At 37.4% G+C, this 15,720-nt stretch carries 25 protein-coding genes; all 25 read left to right on the top strand.

The features are described 5' to 3' along the window. Nucleotides 1-3 precede the first annotated feature (3 nt). Entirely contained in the window at nucleotides 4-366 is a 363-nt protein-coding gene (gene rplV, locus OQX64_RS18370) for a 50S ribosomal protein L22 (protein WP_025145219.1), read from the top strand. Nucleotides 367-375: 9 nt separating this feature from the next. Beyond that, nucleotides 376-1,227 carry a 30S ribosomal protein S3 gene (gene rpsC, locus OQX64_RS18365; protein WP_029282699.1) on the top strand — a complete coding sequence of 284 codons (852 nt, stop codon included), beginning with the start codon at nucleotides 376-378 and terminating at the stop codon, nucleotides 1,225-1,227. A 40-nt stretch (nucleotides 1,228-1,267) separates the two neighbouring features. Continuing rightward, nucleotides 1,268-1,690: a 50S ribosomal protein L16 gene (rplP, locus tag OQX64_RS18360; RefSeq protein ID WP_010599903.1), complete on the top strand. Its 423-nt coding sequence runs from the start codon at nucleotides 1,268-1,270 to the stop codon at nucleotides 1,688-1,690. Between the two features lie 73 nt (nucleotides 1,691-1,763). Beyond that, nucleotides 1,764-1,976, top strand: coding sequence for a 50S ribosomal protein L29 (gene rpmC / locus OQX64_RS18355; RefSeq protein ID WP_025145217.1), 213 nt, complete (start codon nucleotides 1,764-1,766; stop codon nucleotides 1,974-1,976). 13 nt (nucleotides 1,977-1,989) lie between these two features. Then, nucleotides 1,990-2,244: a 30S ribosomal protein S17 gene (gene rpsQ, locus OQX64_RS18350; RefSeq protein WP_010599901.1), complete on the top strand. Its 255-nt coding sequence runs from the start codon at nucleotides 1,990-1,992 to the stop codon at nucleotides 2,242-2,244. A 1-nt stretch (nucleotide 2,245) separates the two neighbouring features. Further along, entirely contained in the window at nucleotides 2,246-2,614 is a 369-nt protein-coding gene (rplN, locus tag OQX64_RS18345; RefSeq protein ID WP_010599900.1) for a 50S ribosomal protein L14, read from the top strand. A 1-nt stretch (nucleotide 2,615) separates the two neighbouring features. Then, nucleotides 2,616-2,957, top strand: coding sequence for a 50S ribosomal protein L24 (rplX, locus tag OQX64_RS18340; RefSeq protein WP_029282701.1), 342 nt, complete (start codon nucleotides 2,616-2,618; stop codon nucleotides 2,955-2,957). After that, complete coding sequence (gene rplE / locus OQX64_RS18335; RefSeq protein ID WP_088301915.1) at nucleotides 2,954-3,520, top strand: 50S ribosomal protein L5; 567 nt, start codon at nucleotides 2,954-2,956, stop codon at nucleotides 3,518-3,520. Before rplX ends, rplE begins: the two co-directional genes overlap by 4 nt. Next, a complete protein-coding gene (rpsN, locus tag OQX64_RS18330; protein ID WP_010599897.1) occupies nucleotides 3,520-3,789 on the top strand; it encodes a 30S ribosomal protein S14 in 270 nt (89 codons plus the stop codon). Before rplE ends, rpsN begins: the two co-directional genes overlap by 1 nt. A gap of 147 nt (nucleotides 3,790-3,936) precedes the next feature. After that, a complete protein-coding gene (gene rpsH, locus OQX64_RS18325; protein ID WP_231427289.1) occupies nucleotides 3,937-4,338 on the top strand; it encodes a 30S ribosomal protein S8 in 402 nt (133 codons plus the stop codon). Between the two features lie 18 nt (nucleotides 4,339-4,356). Beyond that, nucleotides 4,357-4,914: a 50S ribosomal protein L6 gene (rplF, locus tag OQX64_RS18320; RefSeq protein WP_088301916.1), complete on the top strand. Its 558-nt coding sequence runs from the start codon at nucleotides 4,357-4,359 to the stop codon at nucleotides 4,912-4,914. Nucleotides 4,915-4,919: 5 nt separating this feature from the next. Further along, nucleotides 4,920-5,273 (top strand): 50S ribosomal protein L18, encoded by a 354-nt coding sequence (rplR, locus tag OQX64_RS18315; RefSeq protein WP_088301917.1) that lies wholly within the window; start codon nucleotides 4,920-4,922, stop codon nucleotides 5,271-5,273. A 17-nt stretch (nucleotides 5,274-5,290) separates the two neighbouring features. Then, nucleotides 5,291-5,809: a 30S ribosomal protein S5 gene (rpsE, locus tag OQX64_RS18310; protein ID WP_010599893.1), complete on the top strand. Its 519-nt coding sequence runs from the start codon at nucleotides 5,291-5,293 to the stop codon at nucleotides 5,807-5,809. A 4-nt stretch (nucleotides 5,810-5,813) separates the two neighbouring features. Beyond that, the gene (rpmD, locus tag OQX64_RS18305; protein ID WP_010599892.1) at nucleotides 5,814-5,993 is read left to right on the top strand and encodes a 50S ribosomal protein L30; all 180 of its coding nucleotides are present in this window, start codon (nucleotides 5,814-5,816) and stop codon (nucleotides 5,991-5,993) included. 129 nt (nucleotides 5,994-6,122) lie between these two features. Next, nucleotides 6,123-6,569, top strand: a complete 447-nt coding sequence (gene rplO / locus OQX64_RS18300) for a 50S ribosomal protein L15 (protein WP_154281254.1) — start codon at nucleotides 6,123-6,125, stop codon at nucleotides 6,567-6,569. 7 nt (nucleotides 6,570-6,576) lie between these two features. Next, nucleotides 6,577-7,917, top strand: coding sequence for a preprotein translocase subunit SecY (gene secY / locus OQX64_RS18295; protein WP_088301918.1), 1,341 nt, complete (start codon nucleotides 6,577-6,579; stop codon nucleotides 7,915-7,917). 92 nt (nucleotides 7,918-8,009) lie between these two features. Continuing rightward, nucleotides 8,010-8,795, top strand: coding sequence for a type I methionyl aminopeptidase (gene map, locus OQX64_RS18290; protein ID WP_265819858.1), 786 nt, complete (start codon nucleotides 8,010-8,012; stop codon nucleotides 8,793-8,795). Between the two features lie 71 nt (nucleotides 8,796-8,866). Continuing rightward, complete coding sequence (gene infA / locus OQX64_RS18285) at nucleotides 8,867-9,085, top strand: translation initiation factor IF-1 (RefSeq protein WP_010599888.1); 219 nt, start codon at nucleotides 8,867-8,869, stop codon at nucleotides 9,083-9,085. Between the two features lies 1 nt (nucleotide 9,086). Next, nucleotides 9,087-9,203 carry a 50S ribosomal protein L36 gene (gene rpmJ, locus OQX64_RS22475; protein ID WP_010599887.1) on the top strand — a complete coding sequence of 39 codons (117 nt, stop codon included), beginning with the start codon at nucleotides 9,087-9,089 and terminating at the stop codon, nucleotides 9,201-9,203. 70 nt (nucleotides 9,204-9,273) lie between these two features. Then, nucleotides 9,274-9,651, top strand: coding sequence for a 30S ribosomal protein S13 (rpsM, locus tag OQX64_RS18275; RefSeq protein ID WP_010599886.1), 378 nt, complete (start codon nucleotides 9,274-9,276; stop codon nucleotides 9,649-9,651). A gap of 152 nt (nucleotides 9,652-9,803) precedes the next feature. Beyond that, entirely contained in the window at nucleotides 9,804-10,193 is a 390-nt protein-coding gene (rpsK, locus tag OQX64_RS18270) for a 30S ribosomal protein S11 (protein WP_010599885.1), read from the top strand. Nucleotides 10,194-10,254: 61 nt separating this feature from the next. Beyond that, complete coding sequence (gene rpsD, locus OQX64_RS18265; RefSeq protein ID WP_029282720.1) at nucleotides 10,255-10,863, top strand: 30S ribosomal protein S4; 609 nt, start codon at nucleotides 10,255-10,257, stop codon at nucleotides 10,861-10,863. An 85-nt stretch (nucleotides 10,864-10,948) separates the two neighbouring features. Further along, nucleotides 10,949-11,941, top strand: a complete 993-nt coding sequence (locus tag OQX64_RS18260) for a DNA-directed RNA polymerase subunit alpha (protein WP_056848536.1) — start codon at nucleotides 10,949-10,951, stop codon at nucleotides 11,939-11,941. Between the two features lie 125 nt (nucleotides 11,942-12,066). Next, entirely contained in the window at nucleotides 12,067-12,600 is a 534-nt protein-coding gene (gene rplQ, locus OQX64_RS18255) for a 50S ribosomal protein L17 (RefSeq protein WP_265819857.1), read from the top strand. 144 nt (nucleotides 12,601-12,744) lie between these two features. Continuing rightward, entirely contained in the window at nucleotides 12,745-15,714 is a 2,970-nt protein-coding gene (locus OQX64_RS18250) for a glycoside hydrolase domain-containing protein (protein WP_265819856.1), read from the top strand. Nucleotides 15,715-15,720: the final 6 nt, after the last annotated feature.

Genomic DNA, 15,720 nt, shown 5'->3' with positions numbered 1-15,720 from the left:
ACAATGGAAGCAATAGCAAAATTAAACAATTGTCCAACCTCACCACGTAAGATGCGTTTGGTTGTAGATCTTATCAGAGGTGAACGTGTAGAGAAAGCATTAAGCATTTTAAAGTTTACCAATAAAGAAGCAGCAATAAGAGTTGAGAAATTATTATTATCTGCCATTAAAAACTGGGAAGCTAAAAATGAAGGTGCCCGTCCTGAAGAAAATCAACTTTTTGTTAAAACAATTATGGTTGATGGTGGCCGTCAGTTAAAACGCTTACGTCCAGCTCCTCAAGGCCGTGGATATAGAATTCGTAAACGTTCTAACCACGTAACGCTGATTGTAGATAGTAAAAATACAGAAACAACTCAAAACTAATTTTAGGAAATGGGACAAAAAGCAAATCCAATAGGTAACAGGTTAGGTATCATCAAAGGATGGGATTCTAACTGGTTCGGTGGCAACAACTACTCCGATAAATTAGTTGAAGATGAGAAAATAAGAAAATACCTTTCTGCCCGTATCGCTAAAGGTGGTGTTGCAAAAGTAGTGATCGAGCGTACGTTAAAACGTATCACCGTAACTATCCACACAGCCCGTCCAGGTATCGTAATCGGTAAAGCAGGTGCTGAGGTTGATAAAATCAAAGAAGAGTTAAAGAAATTGACTAAAAAGGAAATTCAAATTAACATCTTCGAAATTAAACGCCCAGAACTTGATGCACAATTAGTTGCAGAAGGTGTTGCAAAACAATTAGAAGCAAGGATCTCATTCCGTAGAGCAATGAAATCTTCTATCGCATCAACTATGCGTATGGGTGCTGAAGGGATTAAAATCATGACTTCTGGTCGTTTAGGTGGTGCTGAGATGGCACGTACTGAGCAGTACAAAGAAGGAAGAGTGCCTTTGCATACATTCCGTGCTGATATTGATTACGCTTTAGCTGAAGCTTTAACTACTTATGGTAAAATAGGTGTTAAAGTTTGGATCTGTAAAGGTGAGGTTTATGGAAAACGTGATTTGTCTCCGAACATTGGTTCAACAAACAACGGTCCAAAAGGCGCATCAGAGAAACCAGCTTTCGGCGGAAGAGATAACAGAGGTGGTGGAAGAGATAACCGTGGCGGTGGTAACGACAGACGTGGTGGAAACCAAGGTGGTGGTCGTGGTCCAGGTCAAGGCGGTCCCGGAGCAAATAGAGGTGGTGGCGCAGGCGCTAACAGAGGTCCTCGTAAATAATTGATTTATTAACATCGTTTAACGATTAGAACAAAATAAAATGTTACAGCCAAAAAGAACGAAGTTCAGGAAGATGCAAAAAGGCAGAATGAAGGGTTTAGCTTCTCGTGGAGCTGAATTAGCATTCGGATCTTTCGGTATCAAATCTTTAGAAGCCACTTGGATCACAAGTCGCCAGATAGAGGCTGCCCGTATCGCCGTAACACGTTTCATGAAACGTGAAGGTCAGGTATGGATCAGAATATTCCCGGACAAACCGGTAACTAAAAAACCTGCTGAGGTACGTATGGGTAAAGGTAAAGGTGCTCCTGAGTATTGGGTAGCAGTTGTAAGACCTGGACGTGTAATTTTCGAAGCTGAAGGTGTGCCTTTAGAAGTAGCTAAAGAAGCATTGCGTTTAGCCGCTCAGAAATTACCAATCCAAACCAAGTTCGTAGTACGTAGAGATTACGTAGAAGCATAGTAAAGTGTTGAGGTGAATGTTGTAAATACTTGTTTATTATAACCGCTACACTCAACGTAAAAGAAAAAGAAAAATGAAAAATTCAGAAATCACAGGGCTTTCAAAAGAAGAATTAGTAGCTAAGATTGCGGAAGAAAAAGAGAACTTATCAAAATTAAAGTTCGCACACACTATTTCAGCTATCGAAAATCCTTCGCGTATTGCGAAAGTAAGGAAAGACATAGCCCGTTTAAACACTGAGTTGACTAAAGTGAAAAACACTGAGTCAGCTACTGAAACTAAATAATTTGAGAGTCGACATGGAAAGACAATTAAGAAAAACAAGAACGGGATTAGTAGTAAGCAACAAGATGGACAAATCTGTTGTAGTGAGCGTTGAGCGTAAAGTAAAGCACCCGATTTATGGTAAGTTCGTTAAGAAAACTACCAAATTTATGGCTCACGACGAGAAAAACGAATGTGGTATCGGTGATACGGTATTGATCATGGAAACTCGTCCTTTGAGTAAGAACAAGAACTGGAGATTGGTACAAATTTTAGAAAGAGCTAAATAAGATGGTACAACAGGAATCAAGATTAAACGTTGCTGATAACAGCGGCGCAAAAGAAGTATTGGTAATTCGCGTGCTAGGTGGAACCGGCAAACGTTATGCTTCAATTGGTGATAAAGTAGTTGTTACCGTAAAAAGCGCATTACCGTCAGGTAATATTAAAAAAGGTACAGTTTCAAAAGCAGTTGTTGTAAGAACTAAAAAGGAAATCCGTCGTAAAGATGGTTCTTATATCCGTTTTGACGATAATGCTGCTGTATTATTGAACGCACAGGATGAGCCAAGAGGTACACGTATCTTTGGCCCGGTTGCGAGAGAACTACGTGAAAAACAATTCATGAAAATTGTATCATTAGCACCGGAGGTATTATAAAATGGGAAACAAAGTAAATACACCATCAAAACTTAAAATCCGCACTGGAGATTTAGTTAAAGTAATTGCTGGCGATTCAAAAGGTCAACAAGGAAAAGTACTATCAGTACAAATAGATAAAAACAGAGCCATTGTAGAAGGCGTTAACTTAGTATCTAAACATACTAAACCAAATGCTGCAAATCCGAACGGTGGTATTATTAAAAAAGAGGCTGCTCTTCATATTTCTAACCTGATGTTGGTTGATCCAAAATCAGGTAAAGCTACCCGCGTTGGTCGTAAACTAAACGCAGATGGTAAAATAGTTAGAGTTGCTAAAATTTCAGGGGAGGAAATTAAATAATGGCTACACCTAGATTAAAAAGCAAATACAAAGAAGAAGTTGTAAATGCATTAAAAGAGAAATTCCAGTACAAAACTGTAATGCAGGTTCCTAAATTGGAAAAAATCTGTATCAATCAGGGTGTAGGTCGTTTTTCTGTAACTGATAAAAAGATCATGGATACGACAATCGTTGAATTGTCAACCATCACTGGTCAGCAAGCAGTTCCGGCTAACTCTAAGAAAGATATCTCGAACTTTAAATTACGTAAAGGTATGCCGGTAGGTGTACGTGTAACATTACGTGATAACAATATGTACGAGTTCTTAGATCGTCTGATCTCTGTAGCTTTGCCACGTATTCGTGATTTTAAAGGTATTAACGATAAAGGATTTGATGGAAAAGGTAACTATACTTTAGGCGTTACTGAGCAAATCATCTTCCCAGAGATTAATATAGATAAAATCAATAAAATTTTAGGGATGGATATAACTTTCGTAACTTCGGCGAAATCTGATGTTGAAGCACTTGAGTTATTGAAACAATTCGGATTACCATTTAAAAATCAAAAAACAGCAGAATAATGGCAAAAGAAGGTGTAAAAGCACGCGAAGTTAAGCGCCAAAAATTGGTAGCTAGATACGCTGAAAAACGTGCAGCATTAAAAGCTGCGGGAGATTTCGAAGGTTTAGATAAATTACCTAAAAACTCATCTCCGGTACGTTTACACAACCGTTGTAAATTAACTGGTCGTCCACGTGGTTATATGCGTACCTTTGGTATTTCAAGGGTAACGTTCCGCCAAATGGCACTAGACGGTAAAATTCCAGGTGTTAAAAAGGCATCTTGGTAAATATAGCTTAGAGCTGAAAGCTTAAAGTCTAAAGCGAATAAACCCGCTTTAGGCTTTAGTCTTTTTGCTTTTCGCTTTGAAAGAATTTTAACCGATAGCAGGTCCCACAGCTGGGTAGCAGAAGGAAACCACTATCAAAAACAATAAATAATGAATACAGATCCAATAGCAGATTATTTAACAAGAGTAAGGAATGCCATTAAGGCCAACCACCGTGTTGTAGAAATTCCTGCATCAAACCTTAAAAAAGAAATTACTAAAGTTCTTTTTGACAAAGGTTACATCGCGAACTACAAGTTTGAAGATACTACCGTTCAAGGCACCATTAAAATCGCTTTGAAATACAATCCGATTACTAAAGTTCCTGCTATTCGTACGTTAGTGCGAGTAAGTAAACCAGGTTTGAGAAACTATGCTGGTGTTGAAAATATGCCAAGAGTATTAAACGGTTTAGGTATCGCAATCTTATCTACTTCTAAAGGTGTAATGACTGATAAAGAAGCAGCCAAATTAAACATTGGTGGTGAGGTATTGTGTCACGTTTATTAATATTAGGAGAACAGCACAATGTCAAGAATAGGAAAAGCCCCAATTACAATCCCTGCAGGTGTTACAATTACCGTATCAAATGATAACGTAGTAACTGTAAAAGGTCCTAAAGGTGAATTAACGCAAGCAGTTGATACAGATATCACTGTTAGTCAGGAAGATGGAATTTTAACGGTTCAACGTCCATCAGAACAAAAGAAACACAAAGCATTACACGGTTTATATCGCTCATTGCTTAATAACATGGTTATTGGTGTTACGGATGGTTATAAATTAACTCAGGAATTAGTAGGTGTTGGTTACCGTGCTACAAATCAAGGTAATACACTGGATCTGGTTTTAGGTTATTCTCACCATTATGTATTCCAGTTACCAGAAGAGATTAAAGTAACTACATCATCAGAAAAAGGTCAGACGCCTAAAATTATCTTAGAAAGTATTGACAAGCAATTGATCGGTCAGGTAGCAGCGAAAATCCGTTCGTTACGTGCACCAGAGCCATATAAAGGTAAAGGTATCAAGTTTGTAGGTGAAGTGTTAAGAAGAAAAGCAGGTAAATCAGCGTCTAAAAAATAGTAATCATGGCAGGTAAAAAATTATCAAGAAGAGATCGTATTAAAAAAGGGATCAGAAAAAGACTTACCGGTTCAGAAGAACGTCCAAGGTTATCTGTATATAGAAGCAATAAAGGGATTTATGCGCAGGTAATTAACGATGTAACCGGTAAAACAATTGCATCAGCATCATCATTATCGAAAGATTTTACTGGTACTGGAAACAAAAGTGACCAATCAGTAGCTGTAGGTAAACTAGTTGCCGAAAAAGCAATCGCTGCAGGTATTAAACAAGTTGTTTTCGATAGAAACGGCTATTTATACCATGGTCGTGTAAAATCGTTGGCAGAGGGTGCCCGCGAAGCTGGTTTAGTATTTTAATCTGAAGAAAAAGTAAGATGTCAACTATCAATATAAAAAGAGTAAAAACCACCGATATCGAATTAAAGGATCGTTTGGTTAGTATACAACGTGTTGCCAAAGTAACCAAAGGTGGTCGTACTTTCAGCTTCTCAGCAATTGTTGTTGTTGGAGACGAGAACGGTGTTGTTGGTTTCGGTTTAGGTAAAGCGAAAGAGGTAACTGAAGCCATTGCTAAAGGTGTGGATGATGCTAAAAAGAACTTAGTAAAAGTGCCAATCTTAAATGGTACTGTTCCTCACGAACAAATTGGTAAATTCTCAGGTGGTTTTGTTTTAATTAAACCAGCTGCAGTAGGTACCGGAGTAATTGCTGGTGGTGCGATGCGTGCTGTATTAGAGAGTGCTGGCGTGCATAACGTATTGGCAAAATCTAAAGGTTCATCAAACCCACACAACGTGGTAAAAGCAACTGTTGATGCATTAACAAAAATGCGTGATGCTTATACGGTAGCTCAAACCCGTGGTATAGATTTAAACAAAGTATTTAACGGATAATATCATGGCTAAGATCAAAATAACACAAGTAAAAAGCGTTATCGACAGAAGCGAGCGCCAAAAGAGAACTGTTCAGGCTTTGGGATTATCTAAAATGAACCAAAGTGTTGAGGTTGAAGCTACACCACAAATCATTGGTATGGTTCGTAAAGTGAACCACTTGGTAGCAATCGAAGCAATTTAAGAGAATTATTAAATGAATGAGTTTTGAGTGATTGAATGTGAAACAATCATTCATTCAAAATTCAATCATTATTATTATTTATCGTTGTACCTGTTTAGTGAAAGCGAAGGGCAACACAAATTCAAAAAAATGAATTTAAGTAATTTAAAACCTGCAAAAGGTTCTACAAAAAACAGCAAAAGAATTGGTCGTGGTACAGGTTCTGGTCGTGGTGGTACTTCAACCCGTGGTCACAAAGGTGCGGGTTCCCGTTCAGGTCACAAAACCAAAATCGGTTTTGAAGGTGGTCAAATGCCTTTACAACGTCGTGTGCCTAAAGTTGGTTTCAAACCAATTAACCGTACAGAGTACGTTGGTGTAAACTTAGATGTTTTACAAACTTTAGCTGAAAAACACAGCTTAACAACTATCGATTTCGCTGCTCTCCAAGCGCATGGTTTAGCTTCAAAAAATGACTTAGTTAAAATTTTAGGTCGTGGTGAAGTGAAAGCAAAATTAGAGATTACTGCACATGCGTTTTCTGCAACCGCACAAAAAGCTATTGAAGCTGCAGGTGGTTCTATCGTAAAATTGTAATTATTAAATGAAGAAGCTATTTACTACTTTAAGTAATATCTGGAAAATTCAAGAATTAAAAGAGCGTATCTTGTTTACGCTCTTAATTCTTTTGGTATACCGTTTCGTATCTCACGTGGTTTTACCAGGTGTGGATCCAACTGCTTTAGATGCTAATGAAAAATCAGGACTTTTAGGCATACTAGATATGTTTGCCGGAGGTTCTTTCTCCCGTGTGTCTATTTTAGCGTTGGGGGTAATGCCTTATATCTCTGCGTCTATCGTGGTGCAATTATTAGGTATTGCTGTTCCTTCTTTCCAAAAAATGCAGAAAGAGGGCGAAAGTGGTAGAAAGAAAATGAACCAGATCACGCGTTACCTAACGGTAGCGATCACAATCGTTCAGTCTGTAGGTTACGTTAAAACGCAGGTTCCGGCTGAAGCTATTTTATTGCCAAACACGATATTTCTAATATTATCTACGTTTGTATTAACGGCAGGTACATTATTTGTAATGTGGTTAGGTGAAAAAATTACGGATAAAGGAATTGGTAACGGAACATCTTTAATCATCATGACTGGTATTATTGCCCGCTTACCACAGGCGATCAGTCAGGAATTTAGTGCCCGCGTGGGTTCTGCCAGTGAAGGTGGAGGTCCGGTGGCATTGGTATTGGAGATTGTTGCTTTATTTGCTGTAGTCATGTTTACCATTCTAATTGTTCAAGGTGTACGTAAAGTCCCTGTACAATACGCTAAAAAAATTGTAGGTAACCGTCAGTTTGGTGGTGTTCGTCAATATATTCCATTAAAGGTAAATGCAGCTGGTGTAATGCCAATTATTTTTGCTCAGGCATTGATGTTCATCCCGGGCGCTTTAATGCAATTCGTTCCGTCATTACAAGGTTCGTGGTTGGTTCAGTTCAGCAATACAACTTCGTTAGCCTATAGTTTAACATTCGCTTTTTTAATTATCGCATTTACATTCTTCTATACTGCAATTACAGTTAATCCAACTCAAATGAGTGACGATATGAAGAAAAATGGTGGTTTTATTCCAGGCGTTAAACCCGGTTTTGCAACATCAACCTTTATTGATGATGTGATTTCTAAAATCACTTTCCCAGGTGCGGTATTCTTAGCAATTATTGCTATTTTACCTTCATTGGCAGTTAAGTTTGGTATTAAACAAGAGTTCGCTCACTTCTTTGGTGGTACTTCTTTATTAATTTTAGTTGGTGTTGTTTTAGATACTTTACAACAGATTGAAAGTTATTTATTGATGCGCCATTATGATGGTTTGATGAAAACGGGCAGAGTTACTGGCAGAACAGGTGTTCCTGCGGCCAGTAGTAACGCAGCTTTGTAAATATTAATTAGTGAATTTTGAATGATAGAATGAATGAATGCTCATGCAGCTATTCATTCATTCAAAATTCAATCATTCAAAACTAGAATTAAATGTCTAAAATTTATTACAAGTCTCTTGAGGAGATCGAGTTAATAAGAGAAAGTTCCATGCTTGTTTCTAAAACTTTAGCAGAAGTGGCTAAGGTAATAAAGGCAGGCATGACTACTATTGAACTGGATAAGCTGGCTTATGAGTTTATCAGCGATCATGGTGCAATCCCAGCTTTTTTAAACTACAATGGTTTCCCTAATTCTTTGTGTATTTCACCTAACGAGCAAGTTGTTCATGGGTTTCCAAGTAAGTATGTGATTGAGGAGGGTGATTTAATTTCAGTTGATTGCGGTGTAATCAAAAACAACTATTTCGGTGATTCGGCTTATACTTTCTCTATTGGAGAAATTGATGCTGAAAAACAGAAGCTTGTAGCGGTTACTAAACGTTGCCTGGAATTAGGAATTGAAAAGGCTGTTGTAGGTATGCGGATCGGTGATATTGGCTTTGCCATTCAGCAATATGCGGAAGCCAATGGTTTCGGAGTAGTAAGAGAACTGGTAGGGCATGGCGTTGGTGTAAAACTTCACGAGAAGCCTGAGGTACCTAATTATGGGAAACGCGGAGCAGGACCAAAACTTGAAGAAGGAATGGTGATTGCAATCGAGCCTATGATTAATGCAGGTGTTGCCGGTGTTAAATTCCATAACGATGGATGGACGGTAACCAGTAAAGACAATAAACCATCGGCACATTTTGAACACACAGTGGCCATAAAAAGGGGCAAGGCAGAAGTTTTATCAACCTTTTCTATAATAGAAGAAGTTTTACAACAAAAAAAATAAATAATTAAAATTTTTTATTTAATTTTGCAACCCTGTTTAGAAGCAGCTAATTAAGTAACAATCAACAAAATATGGCTAAACAAGCCTCAATTGAACAAGACGGAGTAATCAGAGAAGCATTGTCTAATGCAATGTTCCGGGTAGAACTTGAAAACGGACACGAGATTATCGCGCACATTTCAGGTAAGATGAGGATGCACTACATCAAAATCCTTCCTGGCGACAAAGTAAAATTAGAGATGTCTCCTTATGATTTAACAAAGGGACGCATCACTTATAGATATAAATAAAATGAAAGTTAGATCATCAATTAAAAAACGTAGCGCTGATTGCAAGATTATTCGCCGTAAAGGTAAACTTTACGTTATCAACAAGAAAAATCCTAAATACAAGCAACGTCAAGGGTAATTTAAAATAGTGTAATGACCCGTACAACGGTGGCCCGCCGTTCGGAATTACTTAAAAATAATAAACAAATATGGCAAGGATTTCAGGTATTGATTTACCAAGAAACAAAAGAGGAGAGATTGGTTTAACTTATATCTACGGAATAGGAAGAACTACTGCACAACGTATTTTAACTACTGCAGGCATCGACTTGAACAAAAAAGTACAAGACTGGTCTGATGATGAGTTATCAGCAATCCGTACAATGATTAACGATGAAATTAAAGTAGAAGGTGCTTTACGTTCAGAGGTTCAGTTAAACATTAAACGTTTAATGGATATTGGTTGTTACCGCGGTTTACGTCACAGAAAAGGTTTACCTTCTCGTGGTCAGCGTACTAAAAATAATTCACGTACTCGTAAGGGTAAGAGAAAAACAGTTGCTAACAAGAAAAAAGCTACTAAGTAATAGATAGAGACGAGATGTGAGATTTTAGATGTGAGAACATATCTTTAAAATCTGCTCAAATCTGGAATAAAAGATAAAAAGTAGGATACTGAGTGTCGGGGTAAGAGAAAGTCTCATATCTCAAGTCTCATATCTAAAATCTAATAAAAAAAATGGCTAAGAGTAAAAAAGTAACAAAAAAACGTATCGTTGTAATTGAGCCTGTTGGTCAGGCGCATATCAATGCTACCTTCAACAACATCATCGTTACCTTAACAAATAACAACGGACAGACTATTTCATGGTCTTCTGCTGGTAAAATGGGCTTTAAAGGTTCTAAAAAGAACACACCGTATGCAGCTGGTCAAGCAGCTTCAGATTGCGGTAAAGTGGCGTTTGATTTAGGTTTACGTAAAGTTGAAGTATTTGTAAAAGGTCCGGGTTCAGGTCGTGAATCTGCAATCAGAACTTTGCAAGTAGCAGGGATCGAAGTAACATCTATCAAAGATATTACACCACTTCCACACAACGGATGTCGTCCTCCTAAAAAGAGAAGAGTTTAATTAATTTTAAAGCTAAGAATCTTCGGTTACAGGCCGAATGGTACTTTAAAACAGAAAAAAAATGGCAAGATATACAGGCCCAAAATCAAAAATCGCCCGTAAATTCAGAGAACCAATCTTCGGTCCTGATAAGGTGTTAGACAGAAAAAATTATCCTCCTGGGCAACATGGCTCATCAAAAAGAAGAGGAAAACAATCTGAATATGCGATCCAGTTAATGGAGAAACAAAAAGTAAAATACACTTATGGTGTATTAGAAAAACAATTCAGTAACTTGTTTAAAAAAGCATCTTCTCGTGCTGGTATCACTGGTGATAACTTACTTCAATTATTAGAGGCACGTTTAGATAACACAGTTTACCGTTTAGGTATTTCAACAACCCGTTCTGGTGCACGCCAGTTAGTTAGCCATAAACACGTTACCGTGAATGGTGAAGTTGTAAATATTCCTTCATATCAGTTAAAAGCTGGTGATGTGGTTGCTGTTCGTGAAAAATCGAAATCATTAGAATCAATTAGTAACTCAGTTGCAGGCAGAACAATTAATAAATTTGCCTGGTTAGAGTGGAACGCCAGTGAATTAACCGGTAAGTTCTTAACCTATCCACAACGTGATGAGATTCCTGAAAACATTAAGGAAAACTTAATCATCGAGTTATACTCAAAGTAATAAATAAGATAGTTAATTACCTCGAAAGAGTAATTAACTTTTTTCTTGTTACTATATATTCAATAACGAATTTAAAAAATTATAAATGGCAATTTTAGCATTTCAGAAACCAGACAAAGTGATCATGCAGAAATCAACTGATTTCGATGGCACATTTGAATTTCGTCCTTTAGAGCCCGGTTTCGGTGTAACAATTGGTAATGCCTTAAGAAGAATATTACTTTCTTCATTAGAAGGTTATGCTATTACTACTATTCGTTTTTCAGGCGTTTCTCATGAGTTTTCTACCATGAAAGGTGTTGTAGAAGATTTAACTGATATCATCTTAAATTTAAAACAAGTTCGTTTTAAGAAAACCGGTGATTCAGGTGATGCAGAAAAAGTTTTCATCATCGTTAATGGTCAGGATCAGTTTAAAGCTGGTGATATCACTAAATTCTCTAACAACTTTACAGTTTTAAACCCTGAGCATGTGATTTGCAATATGGATAAATCTGTGACTCTGGAGGTAGAATTAACCATCAATAAAGGACGTGGTTATGTACCTGCTGAAGAAAATAAAGTTGCTGATGCTGTTGTAGGTGTTATCGCGATCGATTCGATCTACACACCAATGAAAAATGTAAAATACACAATTGAAAATTTCCGTGTTGAACAAAAAACGGATTATGAAAAATTGGTATTAGATATTTCTACTGATGGTTCAATTCATCCTGAAGAAGCATTAAAAGAAGCGGCTAAGATTCTTATCCAACACTTTATGTTATTCTCTGATGAGAACTTGGTATTAGAATCTCAGGCTAAAGAAGAAACTAAAGAAGTTGACGAGGAAATTTTACACATGCGTAAAATCCTTAAAACTGAATTAGTGGATATGGACCTTTCAGTAAGAGCATTAAACTGCTTAAAAGCTGCTGATATCCGTACTTTAGCTGATTTGGTTTCTTACGATGTTGCTGATATGTTAAAATTCAGAAACTTCGGTAAAAAATCTTTAACAGAAATTCAGGAATTAGTAAAATCAAAAGGTTTATCATTTGGTATGAACCTGTCTAAATTTAAATTAGACGAAGAATAAAAACGTTATATGTTATAAATGATACGTCTTACGTAAAACTTACAACTTATTACTTTAATACATTAATTATTCACTGTGTATAATTCCCTCTGAGACAGAGACGGTATACACTTTATTAAAAAACAATGAGACACGGTAAAAAAGTAAACCACTTAGGTAGAACCGCAAGCCACAGAAAGGCGATGTTAGCGAACATGGCTTCATCACTTATTTTGCACAAAAGAATTTCAACTACTTTAGCTAAAGCTAAAGCATTACGTACTTATGTTGAGCCTATTATCACGAAATCAAAAAATGATACTACGCACTCCCGTCGTACAGTTTTTGCTTATTTACAGGATAAAGAAGTAGTTACTATTTTATTCCGCGAAATTGCTGAGAAAGTGGCAAACCGTCCGGGTGGTTACACTCGTATCATTAAATTAAATAACCGTGCCGGTGATAATGCTGAAATGGCTTTAATTGAATTGGTTGATTATAACGAAGTTTACGGTAAAGATGTAGAAGCGAAAGAAGAGAAGAAAACAACTCGTCGTGGTAGAAGTAAAACTGCTGCTCCTAAAGCAGAAGAAGCTAAAGCTGAGACTGCTGAAAAAGCTGGAACTGAAGCACCTGCTGGCGAAGAAGCTCCTGCAACTGAAGAACCAAAAGGAGAATAATTTATTCACTTTAAGATTAAGAAGTCCTGTTCGAAAGAGCAGGACTTTTTTTATGCCAAGATTTTATTAGATGTTCACCTCATTTTTTTATTACATAGTAGTTTTTCGGCTATGGATCTATAAATTAGCTTAAAATAAACCGTAATGAAATTTAAGCTTTTTCTGATTCTTTTCATTTGCTCTGCGTTTGCATCAAACGCTCAAATTTTAAAATATACTAACGGTAACAATGCCTGGAATCCTGATTCGCTGGGGAACCATCGGGTTGTGCTCCAGTTTGCGGGTAGCAACAAAATTGCCCATGCAAAAATCGATTGGCGCAGAAGAGATGAACATCCTGAATTAAAGGGAATCATTGTTCAGGATGCCAGCGGTAAAACCATTTCGGTTGTTGGTACAGATAAACTAACAAGAGAAAGTGCTGATGTTTATTTCGAAACTTCTGGTCCAGGCAAGTATTACGTGTACTATCTGGCTTATAAAAACGAAGGCAGGAGCAATTATCCAAAAGGTGTGTATATCAAACCTAAACAAGCAGATCAGGCCTGGTTAGCGACTGCAAAGCAGGTTAAGGTAAATGTTGCTGTGGTAGAGATTCAGTCTATCGATGCTTTCAATTCTTTTTATCCGATGGAAGTTATTGCGACAGCTAAGGAAACTACTGTTGTAAAATCTAAATATCCATCCGAAGCTTTTATTGTATTTCCGGAGGATAGGATGTACCCCATCAAAATGCAAAACGATTTGCCTTATCGATGGGTTCAGAAAGGTGCATTAAATTCTTTCACAGGAACGGCCAGCAAGGGCGAAAATTACGCATTTCAATTGGGTGTTTATGCCTTGAAGGATTTGAAAGATGTTAAAGTTTCTTTTGGTGATTTAAAAACATCAACAGGGAAAATAATTTCTGCTAAATATATCAACTGCTTAAATACAAACGGAACGAGCTATGATAACAAATCATTAACAGAAACGGTAAATGTTGCAGCAGGAAAAATGCAGCCCATGTGGATTACGGTTGATATCCCCGAATCAACTTCAGCGGGGATTTATAAGGGCAAATTTACCGTGAAATCCAGAGGTAAATCAAAAGTTATCAATGTAAAATTAACTGTTGGCCATAAAGTTTTGGCCGATGCCGGCGTTGGAATGCCATATAAACAAACCCGGTTAACATGGTTGAACTCCAAACTGGCACAATCAAATACCGTTGTGGCACCATATACACCACTAAAGGTTGATGGAAATGTAATCTCACTGCTCGGGCGAAAGTTTGAAATCAATAGCGATGGTTTTCCAAAGCAGATCCAGACTTTTTTCAATACAGAAATGACTGGTTATACCGATAAACCCAATAATTTGTTATACGAACCGATACATTTTCATTTTTACAATACCCCTAAAACACAAGAGAAGTTTATTACGGGTAGCTTCCAGATTACCAGTAAAGAAGCAGGAACGGTAAAATGGAAAGCAAATAATACCTCGAAAAACCTGGCAATGGATTTGGAAGGTACTTTAGAATTTGATGGTTATATACATTATGTGATCAAGGTTACGGCATTAAACGATGTGCTATTTAGCAATGTCGATTTTCATATTCCTTTTGATAAATCTGCAACAAAGTACCTGATGGGGTTAGGTGAGAAGGGTGGGGTTAGGCCTGACACTGTAAAATGGAAATGGGACGTAGCAAACAAAAATCAAGATGCCGTGTGGATTGGAAATGTAAATGCAGGCCTGTACTACCATTTGAGAGATGAGAACTATGTCCGTCCGCTGAATACAAATTTCTATCTGCAGAAACCATTAGTGTTACCAAAATCCTGGGGAAACGACAATAAAGGAGGCATCCAGATTAATATAAAAGGAAGTTCCATGTTGGCAGATAGTTTTACAGGAGCAAGGAGCATGAAGAAGGGAGATGTACTTTACTATAATTTCAATTTGCTCATTACGCCGTTTCACTTACTGGATACTGATTTTCAGTGGAATAATCGTTTTTATCATAAATATGGAAGTTTAGATTCCATTAAAGCTACCGGAGCAACGGTTGTAAATATTCATCATGCCACGCCCATAAATCCATGGATTAATTATCCGTTTATCGAATGGAAGAAGATGAAAACTTATGTGGATGAGGCACACCATAAAGGCTTGAAAGTAAAGATTTATAATACTGTTCGGGAGCTTTCTAATCATGCTTATGAATGGCCTGCATTAAGAAGTCTAGGTACTGAAGTGTATTCTCCGGGTAAAGGTGGTGGTTTCAGCTGGCTCCAGGAACATTTTGATTCTTATTATATTGCGGCCTGGTTTGTGCCGGAAATAAAAGACGCTGCTGTGATTAACAGTGGAATGAATCGCTGGCATAACTATTATGTAGAAGGGATGAATTGGCTGGTAAATAATGTTGGAATAGATGGGGTTTACCTGGATGATGTGGCTTTTGATCGGGTGACCATGAAACGCATTAAACGGGTGTTAACGCAGCATAATCATCCGGGAATTATTGATTTGCACTCTGCGAATCAATACAATAAAAGTGATGGTTTTAACAATAGTGCCATTTTGTACATGGAGCATTTTCCTTATCTGAATCGTTTATGGTTTGGTGAATATTTTGATTATCAGAAAAATGATCCGGATTTCTTTCTGACCGAAGTAAGCGGAATTCCATTTGGATTGATGGGAGAGATGCTGCAGGATGATGGAAACCCCTGGCGTGGGATGATTTATGGAATGACAAGCAGGCTAGGTTGGTCGGAGAAGAGCGATCCTAAACCACTTTGGAAGGCATGGGATAACTTCGGATTAAAGGGTGCTGAAATGATTGGTTACTGGAGTGATAATTGCCCGGTAAAAACAGATCATCCTAAAGTATTGGCTACGGTTTATAAACAGAAAGGTAAAACGATGATTGCCTTGGCCAGCTGGGCAGAAGAAGATGTAAAAATTAATTTAAATATCGATTGGGCTAAACTTGGCTTGGATGCCGATAAGATAAAAATATTGGCTCCGGCAATTGAAAATTTTCAGGCTGCAGGGAATTATACTAACGGAAAATCTATTCCTATTGAAAAAGGAAAAGGTTTGATATTGATTGTGGAGTAGTTGGTA

The organism is Pedobacter sp. GR22-10 (genome assembly GCF_026239715.1).
In the GTDB taxonomy this organism is placed as follows: domain Bacteria; phylum Bacteroidota; class Bacteroidia; order Sphingobacteriales; family Sphingobacteriaceae; genus Pedobacter.
The sequence above is the reverse complement of the archived record's forward strand: the minus strand, read 5'-3'. Positions and strand labels throughout refer to the sequence as shown.